The sequence below is a fragment of the Streptomyces sp. MspMP-M5 genome (assembly GCF_000373585.1).
Taxonomy (GTDB): domain Bacteria; phylum Actinomycetota; class Actinomycetes; order Streptomycetales; family Streptomycetaceae; genus Streptomyces.
This window is the reverse complement of the sequence record NZ_KB891903.1, coordinates 57,839-75,040: the sequence shown is the minus strand read 5'-3', so window position 1 is coordinate 75,040 and position 17,202 is coordinate 57,839. Positions and strand designations below refer to the sequence as shown.

Genomic DNA, 17,202 nt, shown 5'->3' with positions numbered 1-17,202 from the left:
CCCCCTGCCCCTCCGACCCGTCCCCTCCCGTGGGTGGTCATGGAAGACGGTGGGTGGGGGCTGACGTGAGTGGTCCGGTGCGGGTCGCTCATCAGTGCCGGTCACCCATCAATCCAGAGCCGGCACCGGCCCACAGACGGATGGTGCAACCGGCCTGAAATCCGACCCCCAACGGGAGGGGACGGGCCGGAGGGGGTGGTGTGCCGGACGTAAAGCGAAGCAGTCCGGCACACCACCCCCGCAGGCCCGTCCCCGCACCCAACAGCCCCGCGCAGCGGACAACAAGCGAGCGCCGCCAGGCGCAACACGGCGAACCCCTACGGCGGGGAAGCCGACAACGTGGGAAGCCAGCCAAGCGCAGCGGACCGGCGGGGAAGCCGACGACGTGGGAACCGCTTAGCGGAGCGTGGCGTTCGACGGCCCCCGTCGACTCCGCTCGTCGCGAGCGACATCCTCCGCTTCGCGGAGGACACGAACCGCGTTGCGCCACGTCAGCTTCGCGACGTCGGACTCCGACCACTTGCGGTCGAGAAGCTCGGCGACGAGGTTCGGATAGCCGGCTACGTCCGCGAGGTCCGACGGCGTGAAGGCCGTGCCGTCGTAGTCGCCGCCGATGCCGACATGGTCGATGCCGGCGACCTCGCGCATGTGGTCGAGGTGGTCGGCGACGGTCGCCGCGGTGGCCGCCGGGCGGGGGTTCGCGGCCTCGAAGGCGCGCTGGACGGCCATGCCGCGCTCGGTGGTGTCGAGGTGGTGCAGGCCGTGGGCGCGCATGTTCGCGTCGGCGCGCAGGGTCCACTCGACCGCGGCGGGCAGGACGAACTTCGGGACGAAGGTGGCCATCGCGACGCCGCCGTTGGCGGGCAGTTGGGCCAGTACGTCGTCGGGGATGTTGCGCGGGTGGTCGCAGACGGCGCGGGCCGAGGAGTGCGAGAAGATCACCGGCGCGGTGGTGACGCGCAGGGCGTCGCGCATGGTGTCGGGCGAGACGTGCGAGAGGTCGACGAGCATCCCGCAGCGGTTCATCTCGCGGACGACCTCTTCGCCGAAGGCCGACAGGCCGTGGTGGCGGGGGGTGTCGGTCGCCGAGTCCGCCCAGTCGTTGTTGTCGTTGTGGGTGAGCGTCATGTAGCGGACGCCCAGGGTGTGGAAGGCCCGCAGGGTGGCCAGGGAGTTGTTGATCGAGTGGCCGCCCTCGGCGCCCATGAGGGAGGCGATGCGGCCCTCGGCGCGGGCCGCCTCCATGTCGTCGGCGGTGGCCGCGAGACGTAGGTCGGCTGCGTAACGGGTGGTCAACTGCCGTACGACGTCGATCTGTTCCAGGGTGGCGCTGACGGCGTGGTCGCCGGTGTAGTCGGAGCGTACGTACACCGACCAGAACTGTGCGCCGACCCCGCCGGCGCGCAGCCGGGGGATGTCGGTGTGCAGGTGGGCGCTCTGGTCGGTGGCGACGTCGCGCCGGTCGAGGTCGTAGGTGACCTGTTCGCGCAGTGCCCAGGGGAGGTCGTTGTGGCCGTCGACGACCGGCCAGCGGGCGAGCAGGTCGCGGGCGGCGTCCAGGGCGGCCGTCACTTGCCGCCCCCGAAGCCGAAGCCGGCCGCGCCGGCGACCTTGTTGCGCAGCCGCCGGCCCTTCTCGGTGGCCTGCTCGTTCAGCTCCTGCTGGAACTCCCGCATACGGGCGAGGAGTTCGGGGTCGTGGGCGGCGAGCATCCGGGCGGCGAGCAGTCCGGCGTTGCGGGCGCCGCCGACGGAGACCGTGGCGACCGGGACGCCGGCCGGCATCTGGACGATGGAGAGGAGGGAGTCCATGCCGTCGAGGTACTTGAGGGGGACGGGGACGCCGATGACCGGGAGGGGGGTGACGGAGGCGAGCATGCCCGGCAGGTGGGCGGCTCCCCCGGCGCCGGCGATGATCGTCTTCAGGCCGCGGGCGGCCGCCTGCTCGCCGTAGGCGATCATCTCGTGCGGCATGCGGTGGGCCGAGACGACGTCGACCTCGTAGCGGATCTCGAACTCCTCCAGGGCCTGGGCGGCGGCCTCCATGACGGGCCAGTCGGAGTCGGAGCCCATGACGATGCCGACGGCGGGCCCGCCGTCGTAGGGGCGGGCGTCGGCGCGCGTCGCGGCGGCGGGGGGCGGCTGGGCGGTCATTCCGTGATCGTTCCTCGCAGGTATCCGGCGGCGTGCGCGGCGCGCTCACGCACATCCGCCAGGTCGTCGCCGTAGGTGTTGACGTGCCCGACCTTGCGGCCCGGCTTCACGTCCTTGCCGTACATGTGAATCTTCAACTGCGGATCGCGTGCCATGCAATGGAGGTACGCCGCATACATGTCGGGGTAGTCGCCGCCGAGGACGTTGGCCATCACCGTCCAGCGGGCGCGCGGGCGCGGGTCGCCGAGCGGGAGGTCGAGGACGGCGCGGACGTGGTTGGCGAACTGCGAGGTGATCGCGCCGTCCTGGGTCCAGTGGCCGGAGTTGTGCGGGCGCATGGCCAGCTCGTTGACGAGGACGGCGGGGGCGCCGTCGGCGTCCCGGACCTCGAAGAGCTCGACCGCGAGGTGTCCGACGACGCCGAGTTCGTCGGCGATCCGCAGGGCGAGCTGCTGGGCGTGGGTGGAGAGCGCGTCGGAGAGGCCGGGGGCCGGGGCGATCACGGTGTCGCAGACGCCGTCGACCTGGACGGACTCGACGACCGGGTAGGCGACGGCCTGGCCGTGCGGGGAGCGGACGACGTTGGCGGCCAGTTCTCGGACGAAGGGGACCTTCTCCTCGGCCAGGACGGGCACTCCGGCGAGGAACGGTTCCTGCGCCTCCTTGGAGGATCGCACCAGCCAGACGCCCTTGCCGTCGTAGCCGCCGCGGACGGTCTTGAGGATCACCGGGAAGCCGGCGCCCTCGGCCGCGAAGCGCTCGACGTCGGCCGGGTCGGAGACGATGCGGTGGCGCGGGCAGGGCACGCCGATGGCGTCCAGCTTCGCCCGCATCACGCCCTTGTCCTGGGCGTGCACCAGCGCGTCGGGGCCGGGGCGGACGGGGATGCCGTCGGCCTCCAGGGCCCGCAAGTGCTCGGTGGGCACGTGCTCGTGGTCGAAGGTGATCACATCGCAGCCGCGGGCGAACGCGCGGAGGGTGTCCAGATCGCGATAGTCGCCGACGACGACATCGCCGACCACCTGCGCCGCCGAGTCCTGCGGAGTGTCACTGAGGAGCTTGAACTTGATGCCGAGGGGGATACCCGCCTCGTGGGTCATACGGGCGAGCTGACCGCCACCGACCATGCCGACTACCGGGAACGTCACGCCCCCAGGGTAGCCGCCCGGTGGTCGTGCACCCGACCCGGACTTGGAGGATCGTCCGAGAGACGCGTTCGAGGGCGATCGGGAAAGATCACGAGCACGGTGAGGTTCCGGAGGGGCCGGGCCGTCGTCCGGCGGTGACCGGCGGCGGGCCACGGCCCCGGTCCGGCGACAGAGGGAGGCCGCATGGAGAGCGGCGGCATAACGAGGAACTCCCGGGCGCTGGTGGCCGTCGTCGCGGTCACCGCCCTGCTGGTCGCTCTGCACTCGGTGATCAGCCAGCTGTCCGGCCCCGAGGTGTTCGGCCCCGGCGACACCGAGATCTCGGTCTCCGCCGGCGACCGCTTCACCCTCGAGGTGCCCGACGACCCCGGCGACGGCTACCACTGGATCGTCGCCGCCCCGCGACCGGATCCGGCCGTTCTGCGGGCCGCCGGGCAGCGGCGGATCGCACCGGACGACGGCGCCGGACCGCCGTCCGCCCACCACGGCTCCCGGGCGCTGGACTTCGCGGCGGTCCGCCCGGGCCGCACCGACCTGCGGCTCCTGCACTGTCTGCGGTGTGCGGCGGGGGCGGCGGACGAGCCGGGCGCCGAGGTCCTCAACTTCCGTGTGACGGTGGGCTGACGGCCGGTCGCGGACGGTCATGGCCGTATCCGTACGGGGGCGGACGGGAGGGGCCGTCCGGGTCCCGCGCTCCGGCGGGCGTGGTTAGCATGAGGGGGCCCGACCGGGTCGCCGGCCCGCCTACCGCCCACGACGGGGAGCTGAACGATCACCATGAGTGAACGGAGCGCGCTGCGCTCACGGTTGGAGGGGCTCGTCCGGGAGGTCGTGAAGTTCGGCGCCGTCGGCGGCGCGGGGGTCGTGGTGAACTTCGCGGTCTTCAACCTCGTCCGGCACCTGACCGAACTGCCCGTCGTCCGGGCGAGCATCGTGGCGACCGTGGTGGCCACCGTCACCAACTACGTCGGCTACCGCTACTTCGCCTACCGGGACCGCGACAAGCGCGGCCGGACCCGCGAGCTGACGCTGTTCCTGCTGTTCAGCGTCGTCGGCCTGATCATCGAGAACGGCATCCTCTACACCGCGACCTACGGCTTCGGCTGGGACGCCCCGCTGCAGAACAACGTCTTCAAGTTCCTGGGCATCGGCATCGCCACGCTCTTCCGCTTCTGGTCGTACCGCACCTGGGTCTTCCGGGCGCTGCCCGCCCGGGAGGCGGTGGAGACCGCGGAGTCGTTCCTGGCGGACGACTCCCGGCTGCCGAGCGGCGCCGCCCGGAAGTAGCGCCCGGCTCACTCCTCGGTGAGCTCGCCCTCCCGGGCCAGGAACAGCGCGAAGACCGGCGGGTGCTGCTGGAGGAGTTCCAGACGACCGCCGTCCGCCTCGGCCAGGTCGCGGGCGACGGCGAGCCCGAGGCCGGTGGAGTTGCGGCCGGAGACGGTCCGTTCGAAGACCCGGGAGCCGAGGTCCGGCGGGACGCCGGGGCCGGCGTCGGTGACCTCGACGACGGCCTGGTTGCCGGTGACGCGGGTGCGTAGGGCGACCGTGCCGTCGCCGTGCATCAGGGAGTTCTCGATCAGGGTGGCCAGCACCTGGGCGACCGCGCCCGGGGTGCCGACGGCCCGCAGGCCCTTCTTGCCGGAGCGGACGATGGCCCGTCCGGCGCTGCGGTAGGCCGGGCGCCACTCCTCGATCTGCTGCTTGACGACCTCGTCGAGGTCGAAGGCGACGGCCGAGCCGGTGCGCGGGTCCCGGGAGTTGGTCAGCAGCCGCTGGACGACGTCCGTCAGCCGCTCCACCTGGGCCAGCGCGATGGTGGCCTCTTCCTTCACGGTGTCCGGGTCGTCGGTGAGGGTGATCTCCTCCAGCCGCATGGACAGCGCGGTCAGCGGGGTGCGCAGCTGGTGGGAGGCGTCGGCGGCCAGCCGCCGCTCGGCGGTGAGCATCCGCGCGATCCGCTCGGCGCTGGCGTCGAGGACGTCGGCGACCCGGTCCAGCTCCTGGACGCCGTAGCGGCGGTGGCGGGGGCGGGGGTCGCCGGAGCCCAGCCGCTCGGCGGTCTCGGCGAGGTCGGTGAGGGGGGCGGTGAGGCGGCGGGCCTGCCGGATGGCGAGCACCACGGCCGCCAGGATCGCCAGCAGGGCGACGGCGAGGATCACCAGCAGCGTCCGGCCGATCTCCGCGCTGACCGTGGCGCGGGACTCCTGGACGATGACGGACTCGCCGCGGTCGCCGCGCACCTCGGACCGGATCACGTCGCCGGCCGGCCGCCTGCCGATCTCGATCTTCGGTTTGCCGGGCACCTTGATCTCGGCGTAGCGGTGGGCGGTGATCTGCTCCGAGAGGATCTCGGGGGTGATCTTCTCGTTGCTGCCGAGCCGGCTCTCCACTATCCCGACCAGCCGGACCGCCTCGGAGGCCACGGACTCCTGTGCGCCGGACTGGATGGTGCGGGTCTCGACGATCACCAGGGAGACGCCGAAGACGGCGATGACGACGAGCACCACGGCGAGCGTGGAGTTGATCAGTCGGCGGCGCACGGGCCCCTAGCTCTTTTCGAAGCGGAAGCCGACCCCGCGGACGGTGGCGATGTACCGGGGGTTGGCGGCGTCGTCCCCGAGCTTCTTGCGGAGCCAGGAGATGTGCATGTCCAGGGTCTTGGTGGACGACCACCAGGTGGTGTCCCAGACCTCGCGCATCAGCTGGTCGCGGGTGACGACCCGGCCGGCGTCCCGCACCAGCACCCGCAGTAGGTCGAACTCCTTGGCCGTCAGCTGGAGTTCCTCGTCGCCCATCCAGGCGCGGTGCGACTCGACGTCGATCCGCACGCCGTGGGTGGCGGGCGGCTGCTGGGGCTCGGCGGTGGAGCCGCGCCGGAGCAGGGCCCGGACCCGGGCGAGCAGCTCGGCGAGCCGGAAGGGCTTGGTGACGTAGTCGTCGGCGCCGGCGTCGAGGCCGACGACGGTGTCCACCTCGTCGGCGCGGGCGGTCAGTACCAGGATGGGGAAGGAATGGCCTTCGTTGCGCAGTCGGCGGCAGACTTCGAGGCCGTCCATACCGGGCAGCCCGAGATCCAGGACCACGAGGTCGATATTGCCCTGGAGACCGGCGTCGAGCGCCGTCGGGCCGTCCTCACGCACCTCGACGTCGTAACCCTCGCGGCGCAGGGCGCGGGCGAGCGGCTCCGAGATGGACGCGTCATCCTCGGCGAGCAGTACACGGGTCATGGGCCGATGGTAGTCCGATGTACCGAGGGCGAGGGGCGGACCAGCACGGATGGGCGACGGCGGGGCCCGATCCGCGCCCCGCTCGCGCGCCCGGGACGCGGGCGCGCGAGCGCGGGCGGGGTCGCACAGGAGGCTGTAAAGGGTTCCCCCGCGGAGTGTGAGCGTTGTCTCACCCCTCCCAACGGGCCGCCGAGCGGACGTATGGTGTCCGGAACGTCCAACGCACTACCCAGGATCCGAGGCGCCGAACTGACGCCGTCGGTCCTTGTTGTGTGCGGGCCCGGCATCACCGGTTCCGCACACGGTGCAAGACCTGTCGACCGGGTCCGCCGGCCGCCTCGCCGCGGCACGGGGGGCGTGGATCCGGTGTTCGCCCTGCCTCGGCCCTCTTCGGGAGCGCCGGCCCTCCGGACGTGAGGGCGGCAGGACGGCGACGGTGCCGGTCATCCCCCACCCGGGCGCCCACCGAGTCCTCGGAGGCGTCCCGAGAAGCAAGGAACCACCATGGCGTCCAGCCTGACGAAGGACGCCGCCCAGCAGGGCACCCCTGCGAACGGCGGCAAGACCTTCTTCGGCCACCCCCGCGGCCTGGCCACTCTCTTCATGACCGAGATGTGGGAGCGCTTCAGCTTCTACGGCATGCGTGCCCTGCTCGTCCTGTACCTGATCTCCGGTGGTGCGGACGCCAAGGTGGGGTCGCAGGGCGGCGGTCTGGCCATGACGGCGGTCTCCGCCTCGGCGATCTACGCCGTCTACATGGCCCTGGTGTACCTGCTCGCCATGCCCGGCGGCTGGTTCGGCGACCGGGTCTGGGGTCCCCGCAAGACGGTGATCGTCGGCGCGTGCGTGGTCATCGCGGGCCACATCGTCCTGGCCGTCCCCGGCCCGACGTTCTTCGCCGGTCTGGCGATGGTGGCGTGCGGCTCCGGCCTGCTGAAGTCCAACATCTCCACGATGGTGGGCCATCTCTACGACGGCCCGCAGGACCCGCGCCGGGACGGCGGTTTCACCGTCTTCTACATGAGCATCAACATCGGGTCCATGGCCGCCCCGCTCGTCGTCGGCGGCATCGGCCAGGGCATCAACTGGCACTTGGGCTTCGCGACCGCGGCGCTGGGCATGGCGCTGGGTCTGGTCCAGTTCCTGATCGGCACCCGGAACCTCGACCCGAGGAGCAGCCAGGTCCCGAGCCCGCTGTCCGCCCAGGAGCGCACCAGCTGGCTGCGCAAGGGCCTGATCTGGGCCGCCGTCGCCGCGGTCTTCTACGGCATCGTCGCGGGCTCCGGTCACTTCACGCTCAACTGGGCGCTGATCCCGCTGGCCGTCATCGGCATCTGCGTGCCGTGCTTCGTGCTGCTGCGCATCAAGCGGGACAAGGAGCTGACCTCGACCGAGCAGGCCAAGGTCAGCAGCTACGTGTGGTTCTTCGTCGCCGCCGCGGTCTTCTGGATGATCTTCGACCAGGCGGGTTCGACGCTGAACGTCTTCGCCGAGAAGAACACCGCGGACTCGGTCTTCGGCTGGGCCTACCCCTCCTCGTTCCTGCAGTCGGTCAACCCGATGTGGGTGCTGGCCCTGGCCCCGGTCTTCGCCTCGGCGTGGCTGGCGCTGGCCCGCCGCAACCGCGAGCCCAGCACGCCGGTGAAGTTCGCCATGGCGATGGTGCTGATCGGCGCCTCGTACTTCTTCTTCCTCGTGCCGATCGCGATGTCCTCGGACGGCAGCAAGGTCAGCCCGATGTGGCTGATCACCGTCTACGGCCTGCAGACGATGGGCGAGCTGTGCCTGTCCCCGGTCGGCCTGTCGGTGACGACGAAGCTGGCGCCGCAGAAGTACGCCAGCCAGATGATGGGTGTCTGGTTCCTCGCCGTCACCGCGGGCGACAGCGTCATCTCCCTGGTGTCCATCGGGGGCGCGGACCTCAGCGGTGTGGGGGTGCTCGTCACCGAGGCCGCGCTGGCCGTCCTGGCCGGACTCGCGGTCTTCATGTACCGCAAGAAGATCACCCCGCTCATGGGGGACGTGCACTGATCCGTTCCCGGTGACGGAGGAAGGGCCCGGCGCGCTGGTGCGTGCCGGGCCCTTCCGTATGCCGGTTCCGTATGCCGGTTTCCTGTGGCCTGTCCTGTCGGGTGCGGTCCTACGGGTCAGCGGCGCAGTCGCCGCGGAGTGAAGGTGAGGGCCGCGGCGCCGAGCAGGACGACGGTGCCGGCGAGCACGCCGAGGGCGGTCAGCGCACCGTGGTCGGCCGCGCCGGTCTGGGCCAGGCCGCCCGTGCTGCCACTGCCGTTGCCGCCGGAGGCACTGGCCGGTCCGGTCGAGCCGCCGCCGGAGGACGCGCCGCCCGCCGCACCGCCGGAGGTGCCGCCGGTCGAGCCGCCCGAGGTGCCGCCGGGCTGCGCCGCGGTGTCCAGGGTGAGCGAGGCGCCGGGGTCCTTCTCCGGGGTGCAGGTGGTGGTCGTCCCGAGGGCGTTGACGGTCAGCACGCCCGGGGTGAGGGTGGCCCGGCCGGTGGCGCCGGGCTTGTAGCTGCCCTTGAGGTCGGGGATCTCGATGGGCTGACCGGCCTTGATGGGCTGGGCGTTGGTGGGGCCCGCCACCGTGACGGCGCCCTTGTCGGCGCCGCCCACCTTCACGTCCATGGACGGTTTGACCGAGTTCTTGGGGATGTCCGCCGGGCTGTCCATGACGGACTTGGCGAAGTGCACGGTCAGGTCGTAGGCGCCGCCCTTCTTGACGCCGTCGATCTGGACCGGCGAGGTCGCCTTCTTGTCGCCGATGGGCGTCTTGCAGGCGTACGGGACCGGCACCTCCTTGCCCTTGTAGGCGGTGCCGTCGGGGTCGCCGCCCGAGGTGCCGGAACTGCCGCCTGTGCTGCCGCCGGTCCCGCCGGTGGAACCGGAACCTCCGCTGCTGCCGCCGGAGGTGGTGCCACCGGCGCTCGTCCCGCCGCTGCCCGTTCCCCCACCGGTCGTGCCGCCGGAGCTGCCGCCGTCGTCCGTGACCTTGATGGTGACCGCCGGGTGCACCGCCTCCTTGGGCGTGCACTTGGTGTCCGTGGAGATCGGCTTGCTGACGTTGATGTTGTAGGCACCGGGCGTCAGCGTGACCTCGCCTGGCGCGGTGAGTTTCAGCGTGCCCTTCATGGCGGACAGTTTCATCGGGCTGTTCTTCGGGATCGGCGGGTTCTGCCGCGGGCCCTGCATCGCCAGGTCCCCGGTCTGCGCCCCGGCGACCTTGAGCGTGCCGGTCGGCTGGACGGTGTCCTTGTCCAGATCGAGGATGCCGGGGTTCTGCGAGGCCGCCTGGACCGTCGTCCAGACCACCTCGACCGCGTCGCCGACCTTGGCGGTCGCGGGCGCGCTCACCTCGACCTTGGTGGTGCCCTCGACGGGCGGCAGCCCCGATATCGGCGGCGGCTGACACTCCGTCCGGTACGCCACCTCGGCCGCCTGGGCGGGCCCGGCGACGGTCACCACACCCGCCCCGGCGAGCATCAGCGCGGCCGCCGCGGCGGTGGCCGCTCGTCTGTGTTGCCCGGTCGGCCCGGCGGGCCTGGTCAGCCTCATCAACGTCATCACGTCATCACGAACCTTTCGACGGGGGTCGTTCGGTTGCGGTGCTGGACGGTGCGGTGTCCGGGGTGAACCACGGCAGTACGGCGGCGCCGTCCGGTGCGGTGTCGGTGCTGGTGCTGGTGCTGGTGCCGGGTTCTTTGTCGTATGCGTCGCCGTACGCGTTGTCGTACGCGTACGCGTCCCGCCGCCGGCGCCGCTGACGGTCCGGGTGGGCACGCCGGCTGCGCGAGGGCCGATGGGTGCGTGGGGTGCGTGGGGTCTTTGTGCTGTCCGGGGCGGTCCGGGCACGGTCGGGGGCGCCCGGACGGGGCGGGCGGACGCGGTCGACGACCGCCATCCCGATCCGGAACACCACCGCCGGGACGACGATGCACAGCAGCAGCCAGAAGAGCGTCACGCCCCACGGCCGGCCGACCTCCCACGGCTGCTCGACCAGCAGCCTGCCGCCGTACTTGAGGGAGACGAGATAGTCCCCGTGCGCCCCGGCGGCCAGTTCCACCGGGAGCCGGACCTCGGCCTTCCGCCCGGCGGGGACGCTCCCCCGCCACCGCTGGTCGTCCCACTGGGGCGCGAAGACGCCGTGCGAGGTGCCGACCTGGAATACCGGGTCCTTGGCCGGCGTCGAGCCCAAGTTGCCGACGGTGACGACCAGTTCGCGCTGCGGCGGGGCGCCGAACCAGGTGAGGAGTCCGCTGCTGCCGGTCAGCCGGGGCTGCGCCAGGACGGCCAGGCGGGCGGCGCTGACATCCTGGGGCAGCGGCGCGACCGGGTGCCCGGCCACCTTGAACGCGGCGTCCGCGGCGGCCGCCGGGCCGGTCACGGCCGCCACGTGCACCACGCAAGGGCAGGGCTTGGGCGGTTCGGCGACCGGCAGCGGCGTGGCGAACGCGCCCCGGTCGTCGGTGGTGACGGTCCGGCCGTCGCCGTTGGCACAGGAGTTGGTGCCGCCGATCATGTTCTGTCCGCAGATCAGCAGCGTCAGCAGGGTGTGCGGGCGCCAGCCCCGCCCGGTGACGGTGATGCTGCCGCCGGCGCCCGCCTGGCTCTGCGAGACCGCCGCGGCCGGCGGGTCGGCGGCCGCGGCGGCGTACGCGGGCGGACCGGGCGGCAGGACCGGGAGCAGCGCGAGGACGAGGGAGGCGAGCAGGGCGGGGGCACGGCCGCGGCGCCGGGGGGCGGGAGCGGTGACGGGTGCGCTGGAGACCATGGGTGCGGCGGGGGCAGCAGATGTGGCGGGCGCCGGTCGCTTGGTACGCGCCGCGCCTGCCCCGTCCGTCCTACCCACCCCGCCCGCCTGGTACTTCTCGCCGCTCCCGCCCGGGTCGTGCTTCTCGCCGTTCACCTGCGCACCCCTGATCCCGCCCTCGTGGCCGTCGTACTTCCCGTCGTCGTGGCGTCCGGCACCCCGGGCTTCCGCATTCCGGGCTTCGGCATCCCGGCGTTCGGCATCCCGGCTTCCGTCGTCCGGGGGCCCTGGGCCGGGGGTTCCTCCCTCGGGCTCGGTGCGGCGGCCCCGGACGCCCCGTCCGCCCGTCCCGCGCCGTCGGCCGCCTCGTCCGGCGCTCCCCCGCCGTCGCCCGTACCGACCGCACCGCCCATACGGACCGCACCGTCCGTATCGCCCGTGCGGCCGTTGCGTCTGCGCCGTCGTACGACCGCCCAGCCGCCCCCGCCGGCGGCCAGGAGGGCCAGGAGTGCGGCCCCGGCGCCCCAGGGGGCGGCGGTGTACGAGGCGGTCGCGGTGTCGTGTGCGCCGTCCGCGGCGGTGGCGGTGAGGCGGATGTCGACGGCGTCCAGGGCGGGCGGATCGGGCCAGGTCTCGGTCCGGTCGGCGCGGGCGCCGGGCGGCAGGACGCCGGGCAGGGTGCGGGCGGGGCGGCGCAGCAGGGGCCCGAAGAGGCCGTCGGCGCGAACCGCCAGCCGCGGCCGGAGGGCGGTGTTGCCGCGGTTCACGAGGGTGTAGTGGATCACCGCGGCGCTCCCCCGCCGGGTCACCGACACCTGCTCGACGGTGAGCGCGGACAGCGTGGGGCCGGTCACCCGCAGCCGTAACGGGATACGGGTCCGTACGCCGGGCGCGGTCCCGGTGACGGTGAGCGTGCCGGGGTGGCTGCCGGGAGTGGCGGTGCGCGGCACGGTCACCGTGAACGGGACACTGGCCCGCGTCCGCGGCGGAACCGTCACCTCCGGGGTGCCGAAGGCGAGCCATGCACCGGCGCCGTCCGCGCCGTCGCCCGCCAGGCGCACGGTGACCGGCCGACCGGACGGGTTGCGGACGGCCAGCCGGTCGGTGAGGGCGGCGCCCGGCGGGCCCTCCAGATAGAAGGACGTCCGGGCGGTCCCGGTGGGCGCGGCGGACCAGCCCGGCGCGGCGGGGGCGGACGGCCCGGCCCGGACGGCGGCGGGCGGTGCGGCCGCGGCCGCCGCGGGGGCCGCGAGGACGACGGCGGCCGCGAGGACCGCGCCGGTGGCCGCGGTGCGGGGACGGAACGGCATCGGCGGCTCCCGGTGCGGGTCAGGCGCGTTGGTGACGGCGGGTCAGCCAGAGGACTCCGGCCGCGCCGGCGAGCAGCACGGTGCCGCCGAGGGTGCCCAGGGCGAGGGCGGAGTCCGCCGGTCCGGTCTGCGGCAGCCGGCCACCGCCGGTCGAGCCGCCGGCCGTCGCGGCGCCACCGCTGCCTCCGGAACCACCGGAACTGCCGGAACCGCCGCCGCCCTTGACGTCCAGGGTCAGCGAGGGCTTGGGGTGGTTGCTCGGGGTGCAGGTGGTGGTGGTGCCCAGTGCCTTGATGGTGAGCGTGGAGGCGGTGAAGGTGACGTTCCCGCTCGCCTTCGGGGTGTACGTACCGCTCAGGTCGCTTATCTTGATCGGCGTGTTGGCGGGGATCGCCTGGGCGTTGGGCGGCCCGGTGACCTGCACGGTGCCGTGCTCCGCGCCGCCCAGCTGGATCAGCGCGCTGGGCTTCATGGCGCCCTTGCCCAGTTCGACGGGGCTGGAGGAGACGCCCTTCTGGAACGACATCACGAGCTTGTACGCCCCGCCGGCGGGCGTTCCCTTGATGTCTATGGGCGAGACCGCCCCCTTGTTGCCGATCGGCGTTTTGCACTGGTAGTTGACGTCGACGACCGCGGCGTGTGCGGCGGGTGCGGCGAACAGCACCGCGGATCCGGCCGCCGTCGCCGCGGCCAGGGCCAGCCCGGCCGCCCGCCGCGGCCGCCTGCCGTGTTGTGCGTGGAAGCGGGCCACCTCGAGTTCCCCTTCTCCCGGTTCGGCGCGCCGCCGGATATTACTGACGGCACATCAGATTGGGCGCTCAAGGTACGCCCGGGAGGTTGTCGAGGGAAGGCACCGCACAGCCCTGATGCGGGGCCGCGGCCGGTTCCGTTCGGAAGGGGGCCCGCCCCTGCCCCGAACGGCCCCGTGCACGCAGAAGCGCGGGCCCGCGGGCCCGCGCTCACTCTCTCCCCGTTCACCGCCCCTTCAGGAGGGCGCGGCCAGCTCCGCCCAGACGGTCTTGCCCGCGCCGTCGGCGTTGCGCACCACGCCCCAGTCCAGGCACAGCCGCTGCACGATGAACATGCCGTGGCCGCCGGGCCGTCCGGGGCGGTGCGGGCTGCGCGGCGCCGGGGAGCCCGCGCCCAGGTCGCTGACCTCCAGGCGGAGCACCTTGGCCGCGCAGCGCAGCCGCAGCTCCTCGGGGCCCTCGGCGTGCAGGCAGGCATTGGTGACGAGCTCGGAGACGACGAGCAGGACGTCCTCGGCCGCGGCCCGCTGGTCGGCGGTCGCGGCCGGCAGCCAGCCCCAGTCGTGCAGCGCCTCCCGGGCGAAGTCGCGGGCCCGTGCCACGGCGCCTCGGGTGCCCGCCAGGCGCAGCCGGCGGATCTGACCCGACGGGACGGTGGCGGAGGGGCCGGCGGCGGAAGCGCCGGCGCCGCCCGGCTCCGGGCCGAGATCGCCCGGCGGGTACGGCCGGGTGGTGCTCATCAGCGCTTCACCTCACCGATTCGCCTGTTCACGGACAACAGATAACTGACTGATTCAACGGATTCAGGTGTCTCCTGCCCGACCGGACCGTGAGAACACCCACTTCTTGGGTACGGAAGTTGTGACTCCGACTACGCGCCCGGAACGTATCCTTCCGGACGCCGCGGCCGGTCAATCGGCCAGGGCCGCGTCGAGCGAGTCGTGCACGGTGAAAACCGCTTCCGCGCCGGTGATCTCGAATACCCGGGCCACCACCGGCTGCATCCCGGCCAGATGGACGCCGCCCCCCGCGGCCTCTGCTTTCAGCCGGGCACCGAGCAGGACGTTGAGTCCGGTGGAGTCCATGAATTCGAGCGGTGAGCAGTCGACCACGAGGCGTGCATATCCGTCGTCGACACAGCCTTCCAGTGATTCCCGCAGCAGATCCGCGGTGTGGTGATCCAACTCACCCGCGACGGTCACGACCGCGCTGGGGCCGTGATGGCGGATCTCGACGTGAAGCCGACCCCGGCTTGCACTGCCGACCGTCCCGCGGTCCATGCGAGCGCACCCCTCTTGCTGGCTAGACGACTGTTTTTGGTGACGACCTTGCTCATGACTGCGCGCGTCGAACCCTACGCCTTCCTGACGCGCGTCGGTAGCCGTAGATCGGGCATAGCGAAGGATTGCGGACAAGACGCACTTGCCTTCTTCCATCGAAGCCAGGTAGGCGTAGAAGGACACATTCGAAACGGCCGGCTTTGGAGGCGCCGCACACCGCAGCTTCACGCAGAGGCTTCGGCAGCCATATGCCGAGAACGATGGAGGAGACACATGTCACCCCGGCTCGACGAATTGCGCATCGAGGACGAGCAGAGCCCCGCATCGTCGACACCTCGGTCCGATGTGACCGGACACATTCCTTCCCAGTCGCACGCCGCGGCCGCAGAGCCGGTGGGCGTGCCCGACATCGACGGACTGCCCGAGATCCCACCGTTCGACGAAGTGGGTCCGGTGGACGCGCGGGCCCTGTCGAAAACCCTCTTCGAGCGCCTGGAATCGCTGGAAGAAGGCACCCACGAATTCGCGTACGTCCGCAACACCCTGGTCGAGCTGAACCTCGCGCTGGTGAAGTTCGCGGCCTCCCGGTTCCGCTCCCGCAGCGAGCCCATGGAGGACATCGTCCAGGTCGGCACGATCGGTCTGATCAAGGCCATCGACCGCTTCGAGCTCACCCGCGGCGTGGAGTTCCCGACGTTCGCGATGCCGACCATCGTCGGCGAGATCAAGCGTTTCTTCCGCGACACCAGCTGGTCCGTGCGGGTTCCCCGGCGCCTTCAGGAACTCCGTCTGGACCTGGCCAAAGCGGGCGACGAACTGGCGCAGAAGCTGGACCGGGCACCCACGGTCGGTGAACTCGCCGAACGCCTCGACATCACCAAGGACGAGGTCGTCGAAGGGATGGCCGCGAGCAACGCCTACACCGCGAGCTCGCTGGACGCCCAGCCCGAGGAGGACGACAGCGAGGGCGCGCTGGCCGACCGGATCGGTTATGAGGACAACGGCCTCGAAGGCATCGAATACGTCGAATCGCTGAAGCCGCTGATCGCCGAACTCCCCGCGCGCGACCGGAAGATCCTCTCGCTGCGATTCGTGGCCAATATGACGCAGTCCGAGATCGGCGAGGAACTGGGCATTTCCCAGATGCACGTCTCCCGGCTGCTCTCCCGCACCCTCGTCCGGCTCCGCAAGGGGCTGATGATCGAGGAGTAGCCTCCGCGGTCGGGGCCGGTCCCCGAGGCCGGCGGACGCCCGTGCACACGAGGGCCCGCCCCGGAATCGTCCGGGACGGGCCCTCTGTGTGCCCGCGGCGCAGTGCGCCGTCCTCAGAGGCGAACGCCCTTGTGCCAGACGTCCGTTACCAGCGGCACACCCGGCCGGTAGGCGAGGTGGACGTGGGACGGGGCGTCCAGCAGGAGCAGGTCGGCGCGGGCGCCGGGGGCGATCCGGCCGACGTCGTCCCGGCGCAGCGCCCGGGCGCCGCCCGCGGTCGCCGCCCACACCGCCTCGTCGGGCGTCATCCCCATGTCGCGGACGGCCAGCGCGATGCAGAACGGCATCGAACTGGTGAAGGACGAGCCGGGGTTGCAGTCGGTGGAGAGCGCGACGGTGGCACCGGCGTCGAGCAGCGGGCGGGCGTCGGGCCACTGGGCGCGGGTGGAGAACTCGGCACCGGGGAGGAGCGTGGCGACGGTGTCGGACTGGGCCAGCGCGTCGATGTCGGCGTGGGTCAGGTGGGTGCAGTGGTCGGCGGAGGCGGCGCCCAGTTCGACGGCGAGCTGGACGCCGGGGCCGTGGCCGAGCTGGTTGGCGTGCACCCGCGGCACCAGGCCCCGGGCCTTGCCGGCGGTGAGGACGGCGCGGGCCTGGTCGCCGTCGAAGGCGCCGCGCTCGCAGAAGACGTCGACCCAACGGGCGTGCGGGGCGCAGGCGTCCAGCATCGGGCCGGTGACCAGCTCGACGTAGCCGGCCGGGTCGTCGGCGTAGTCGGGCGGGACGATGTGGGCGCCGAGGAAGGTGACCTCGTCGGTGTGGGCGGCGGCGATCCGCACCGCGCGGGCCTCGTCCTCGACGTTGAGGCCGTAGCCGGACTTGATCTCCTGGGTGGTGGTGCCCTGGCGGAGGCCCTCGGCGAGGTAGCGGGCGACGTTGGCGTGCAGGGCGTCGTCGGCGGCCGCGCGGGTGGCGGCGACGGTGGTGCGGATGCCGCCCGCGGAGTAAGGGCGGCCGGACATCCGGGCGTTGAACTCCTCGGTGCGGTCGCCGGCGAAGACCAGGTGGGAGTGGGAGTCGACGAAGCCGGGGAGGCCCGCCCGGCCGGCCGCGTCGACGGCGTTGTCGGTGGCGGGTGCTTTGCTTGAGGGACCGACCCAGGCGATGCGGTCGCCGTCGACGACGACCGCCGCGTCCTGGATCAGACCGAGGGGGCCTGCACCGAGGGAGGGGTCGTTGGTGACGAGCTGGGCGATGTGGGTGATGGCGGTGGTCGGCGCGGAGTTCGTCGTCATCGCGGGGGTGTTCTCCTTCGTCCGCGGGCGGCGCGGGCCGGGGGTGGGGAGGGCGGGGGTG

General features: G+C 72.6%; 16 protein-coding genes. 4 read left to right on the top strand and 12 right to left on the bottom strand.

Translation table 11 applies throughout. The features are described from left to right. Positions 1-396: 396 nt before the first annotated feature. The 3 genes from B073_RS0123825 to B073_RS0123815 are packed head-to-tail and all read right to left on the bottom strand — an operon-like array spanning position 397 to position 3,301. On the bottom strand, positions 397-1,572 hold the full coding sequence (locus tag B073_RS0123825) for a dipeptidase (RefSeq protein ID WP_018540592.1): 1,176 nt from the start codon (positions 1,570-1,572) through the stop codon (positions 397-399). Further along, positions 1,569-2,153, bottom strand: a complete 585-nt coding sequence (purE, locus tag B073_RS0123820; RefSeq protein ID WP_018540591.1) for a 5-(carboxyamino)imidazole ribonucleotide mutase — start codon at positions 2,151-2,153, stop codon at positions 1,569-1,571. Before purE ends, B073_RS0123825 begins: the two co-directional genes overlap by 4 nt. Next, entirely contained in the window at positions 2,150-3,301 is a 1,152-nt protein-coding gene (locus tag B073_RS0123815) for a 5-(carboxyamino)imidazole ribonucleotide synthase (protein WP_026247672.1), read from the bottom strand. Before B073_RS0123815 ends, purE begins: the two co-directional genes overlap by 4 nt. A gap of 183 nt (positions 3,302-3,484) precedes the next feature. Between B073_RS0123815 and B073_RS0123810 the strand changes: the two genes are divergently transcribed. Both B073_RS0123810 and B073_RS0123805 read left to right on the top strand, forming a co-directional pair. Beyond that, on the top strand, positions 3,485-3,925 hold the full coding sequence (locus B073_RS0123810; RefSeq protein ID WP_202487098.1) for a protease inhibitor I42 family protein: 441 nt from the start codon (positions 3,485-3,487) through the stop codon (positions 3,923-3,925). Between the two features lie 153 nt (positions 3,926-4,078). After that, on the top strand, positions 4,079-4,588 hold the full coding sequence (locus B073_RS0123805) for a GtrA family protein (RefSeq protein WP_026247671.1): 510 nt from the start codon (positions 4,079-4,081) through the stop codon (positions 4,586-4,588). Positions 4,589-4,596: 8 nt separating this feature from the next. Here B073_RS0123805 and B073_RS0123800 read toward each other — a convergent pair whose 3' ends face one another. Together B073_RS0123800 and B073_RS0123795 are read right to left on the bottom strand one after the other, a co-directional pair. Then, the gene (locus B073_RS0123800) at positions 4,597-5,844 is read right to left on the bottom strand and encodes an ATP-binding protein (protein WP_018540587.1); all 1,248 of its coding nucleotides are present in this window, start codon (positions 5,842-5,844) and stop codon (positions 4,597-4,599) included. A 6-nt stretch (positions 5,845-5,850) separates the two neighbouring features. After that, a complete protein-coding gene (locus B073_RS0123795) occupies positions 5,851-6,531 on the bottom strand; it encodes a response regulator transcription factor (protein ID WP_016575659.1) in 681 nt (226 codons plus the stop codon). Positions 6,532-7,035: 504 nt separating this feature from the next. Between B073_RS0123795 and B073_RS0123790 the strand changes: the two genes are divergently transcribed. Then, positions 7,036-8,562, top strand: coding sequence for a peptide MFS transporter (locus tag B073_RS0123790; protein ID WP_018540586.1), 1,527 nt, complete (start codon positions 7,036-7,038; stop codon positions 8,560-8,562). 116 nt (positions 8,563-8,678) lie between these two features. Here the strand turns inward: B073_RS0123790 and B073_RS0123785 are convergent, their stop codons facing one another. The 6 genes from B073_RS0123785 to B073_RS0123760 all read right to left on the bottom strand — a co-directional run bounded on the left by B073_RS0123785 (position 8,679) and on the right by B073_RS0123760 (position 14,634). After that, positions 8,679-10,109, bottom strand: a complete 1,431-nt coding sequence (locus B073_RS0123785; RefSeq protein WP_018540585.1) for a hypothetical protein — start codon at positions 10,107-10,109, stop codon at positions 8,679-8,681. Positions 10,110-10,116: 7 nt separating this feature from the next. Further along, positions 10,117-11,316, bottom strand: a complete 1,200-nt coding sequence (locus tag B073_RS0123780) for a hypothetical protein (protein WP_018540584.1) — start codon at positions 11,314-11,316, stop codon at positions 10,117-10,119. Between the two features lie 131 nt (positions 11,317-11,447). Continuing rightward, a complete protein-coding gene (locus B073_RS40855; protein ID WP_018540583.1) occupies positions 11,448-12,605 on the bottom strand; it encodes a hypothetical protein in 1,158 nt (385 codons plus the stop codon). A 19-nt stretch (positions 12,606-12,624) separates the two neighbouring features. Next, entirely contained in the window at positions 12,625-13,356 is a 732-nt protein-coding gene (locus B073_RS0123770; protein WP_018540582.1) for an LPXTG cell wall anchor domain-containing protein, read from the bottom strand. A gap of 234 nt (positions 13,357-13,590) precedes the next feature. Continuing rightward, the gene (locus B073_RS0123765; RefSeq protein WP_018540581.1) at positions 13,591-14,094 is read right to left on the bottom strand and encodes an ATP-binding protein; all 504 of its coding nucleotides are present in this window, start codon (positions 14,092-14,094) and stop codon (positions 13,591-13,593) included. A gap of 171 nt (positions 14,095-14,265) precedes the next feature. Then, entirely contained in the window at positions 14,266-14,634 is a 369-nt protein-coding gene (locus tag B073_RS0123760; protein WP_018540580.1) for an STAS domain-containing protein, read from the bottom strand. Positions 14,635-14,907: 273 nt separating this feature from the next. Between B073_RS0123760 and B073_RS0123755 the strand changes: the two genes are divergently transcribed. Then, complete coding sequence (locus B073_RS0123755; RefSeq protein WP_026247669.1) at positions 14,908-15,846, top strand: RNA polymerase sigma factor SigF; 939 nt, start codon at positions 14,908-14,910, stop codon at positions 15,844-15,846. A gap of 113 nt (positions 15,847-15,959) precedes the next feature. Here the strand turns inward: B073_RS0123755 and hutI are convergent, their stop codons facing one another. After that, positions 15,960-17,141: an imidazolonepropionase gene (gene hutI, locus B073_RS0123750; RefSeq protein ID WP_018540578.1), complete on the bottom strand. Its 1,182-nt coding sequence runs from the start codon at positions 17,139-17,141 to the stop codon at positions 15,960-15,962. Positions 17,142-17,202 lie beyond the last annotated feature (61 nt).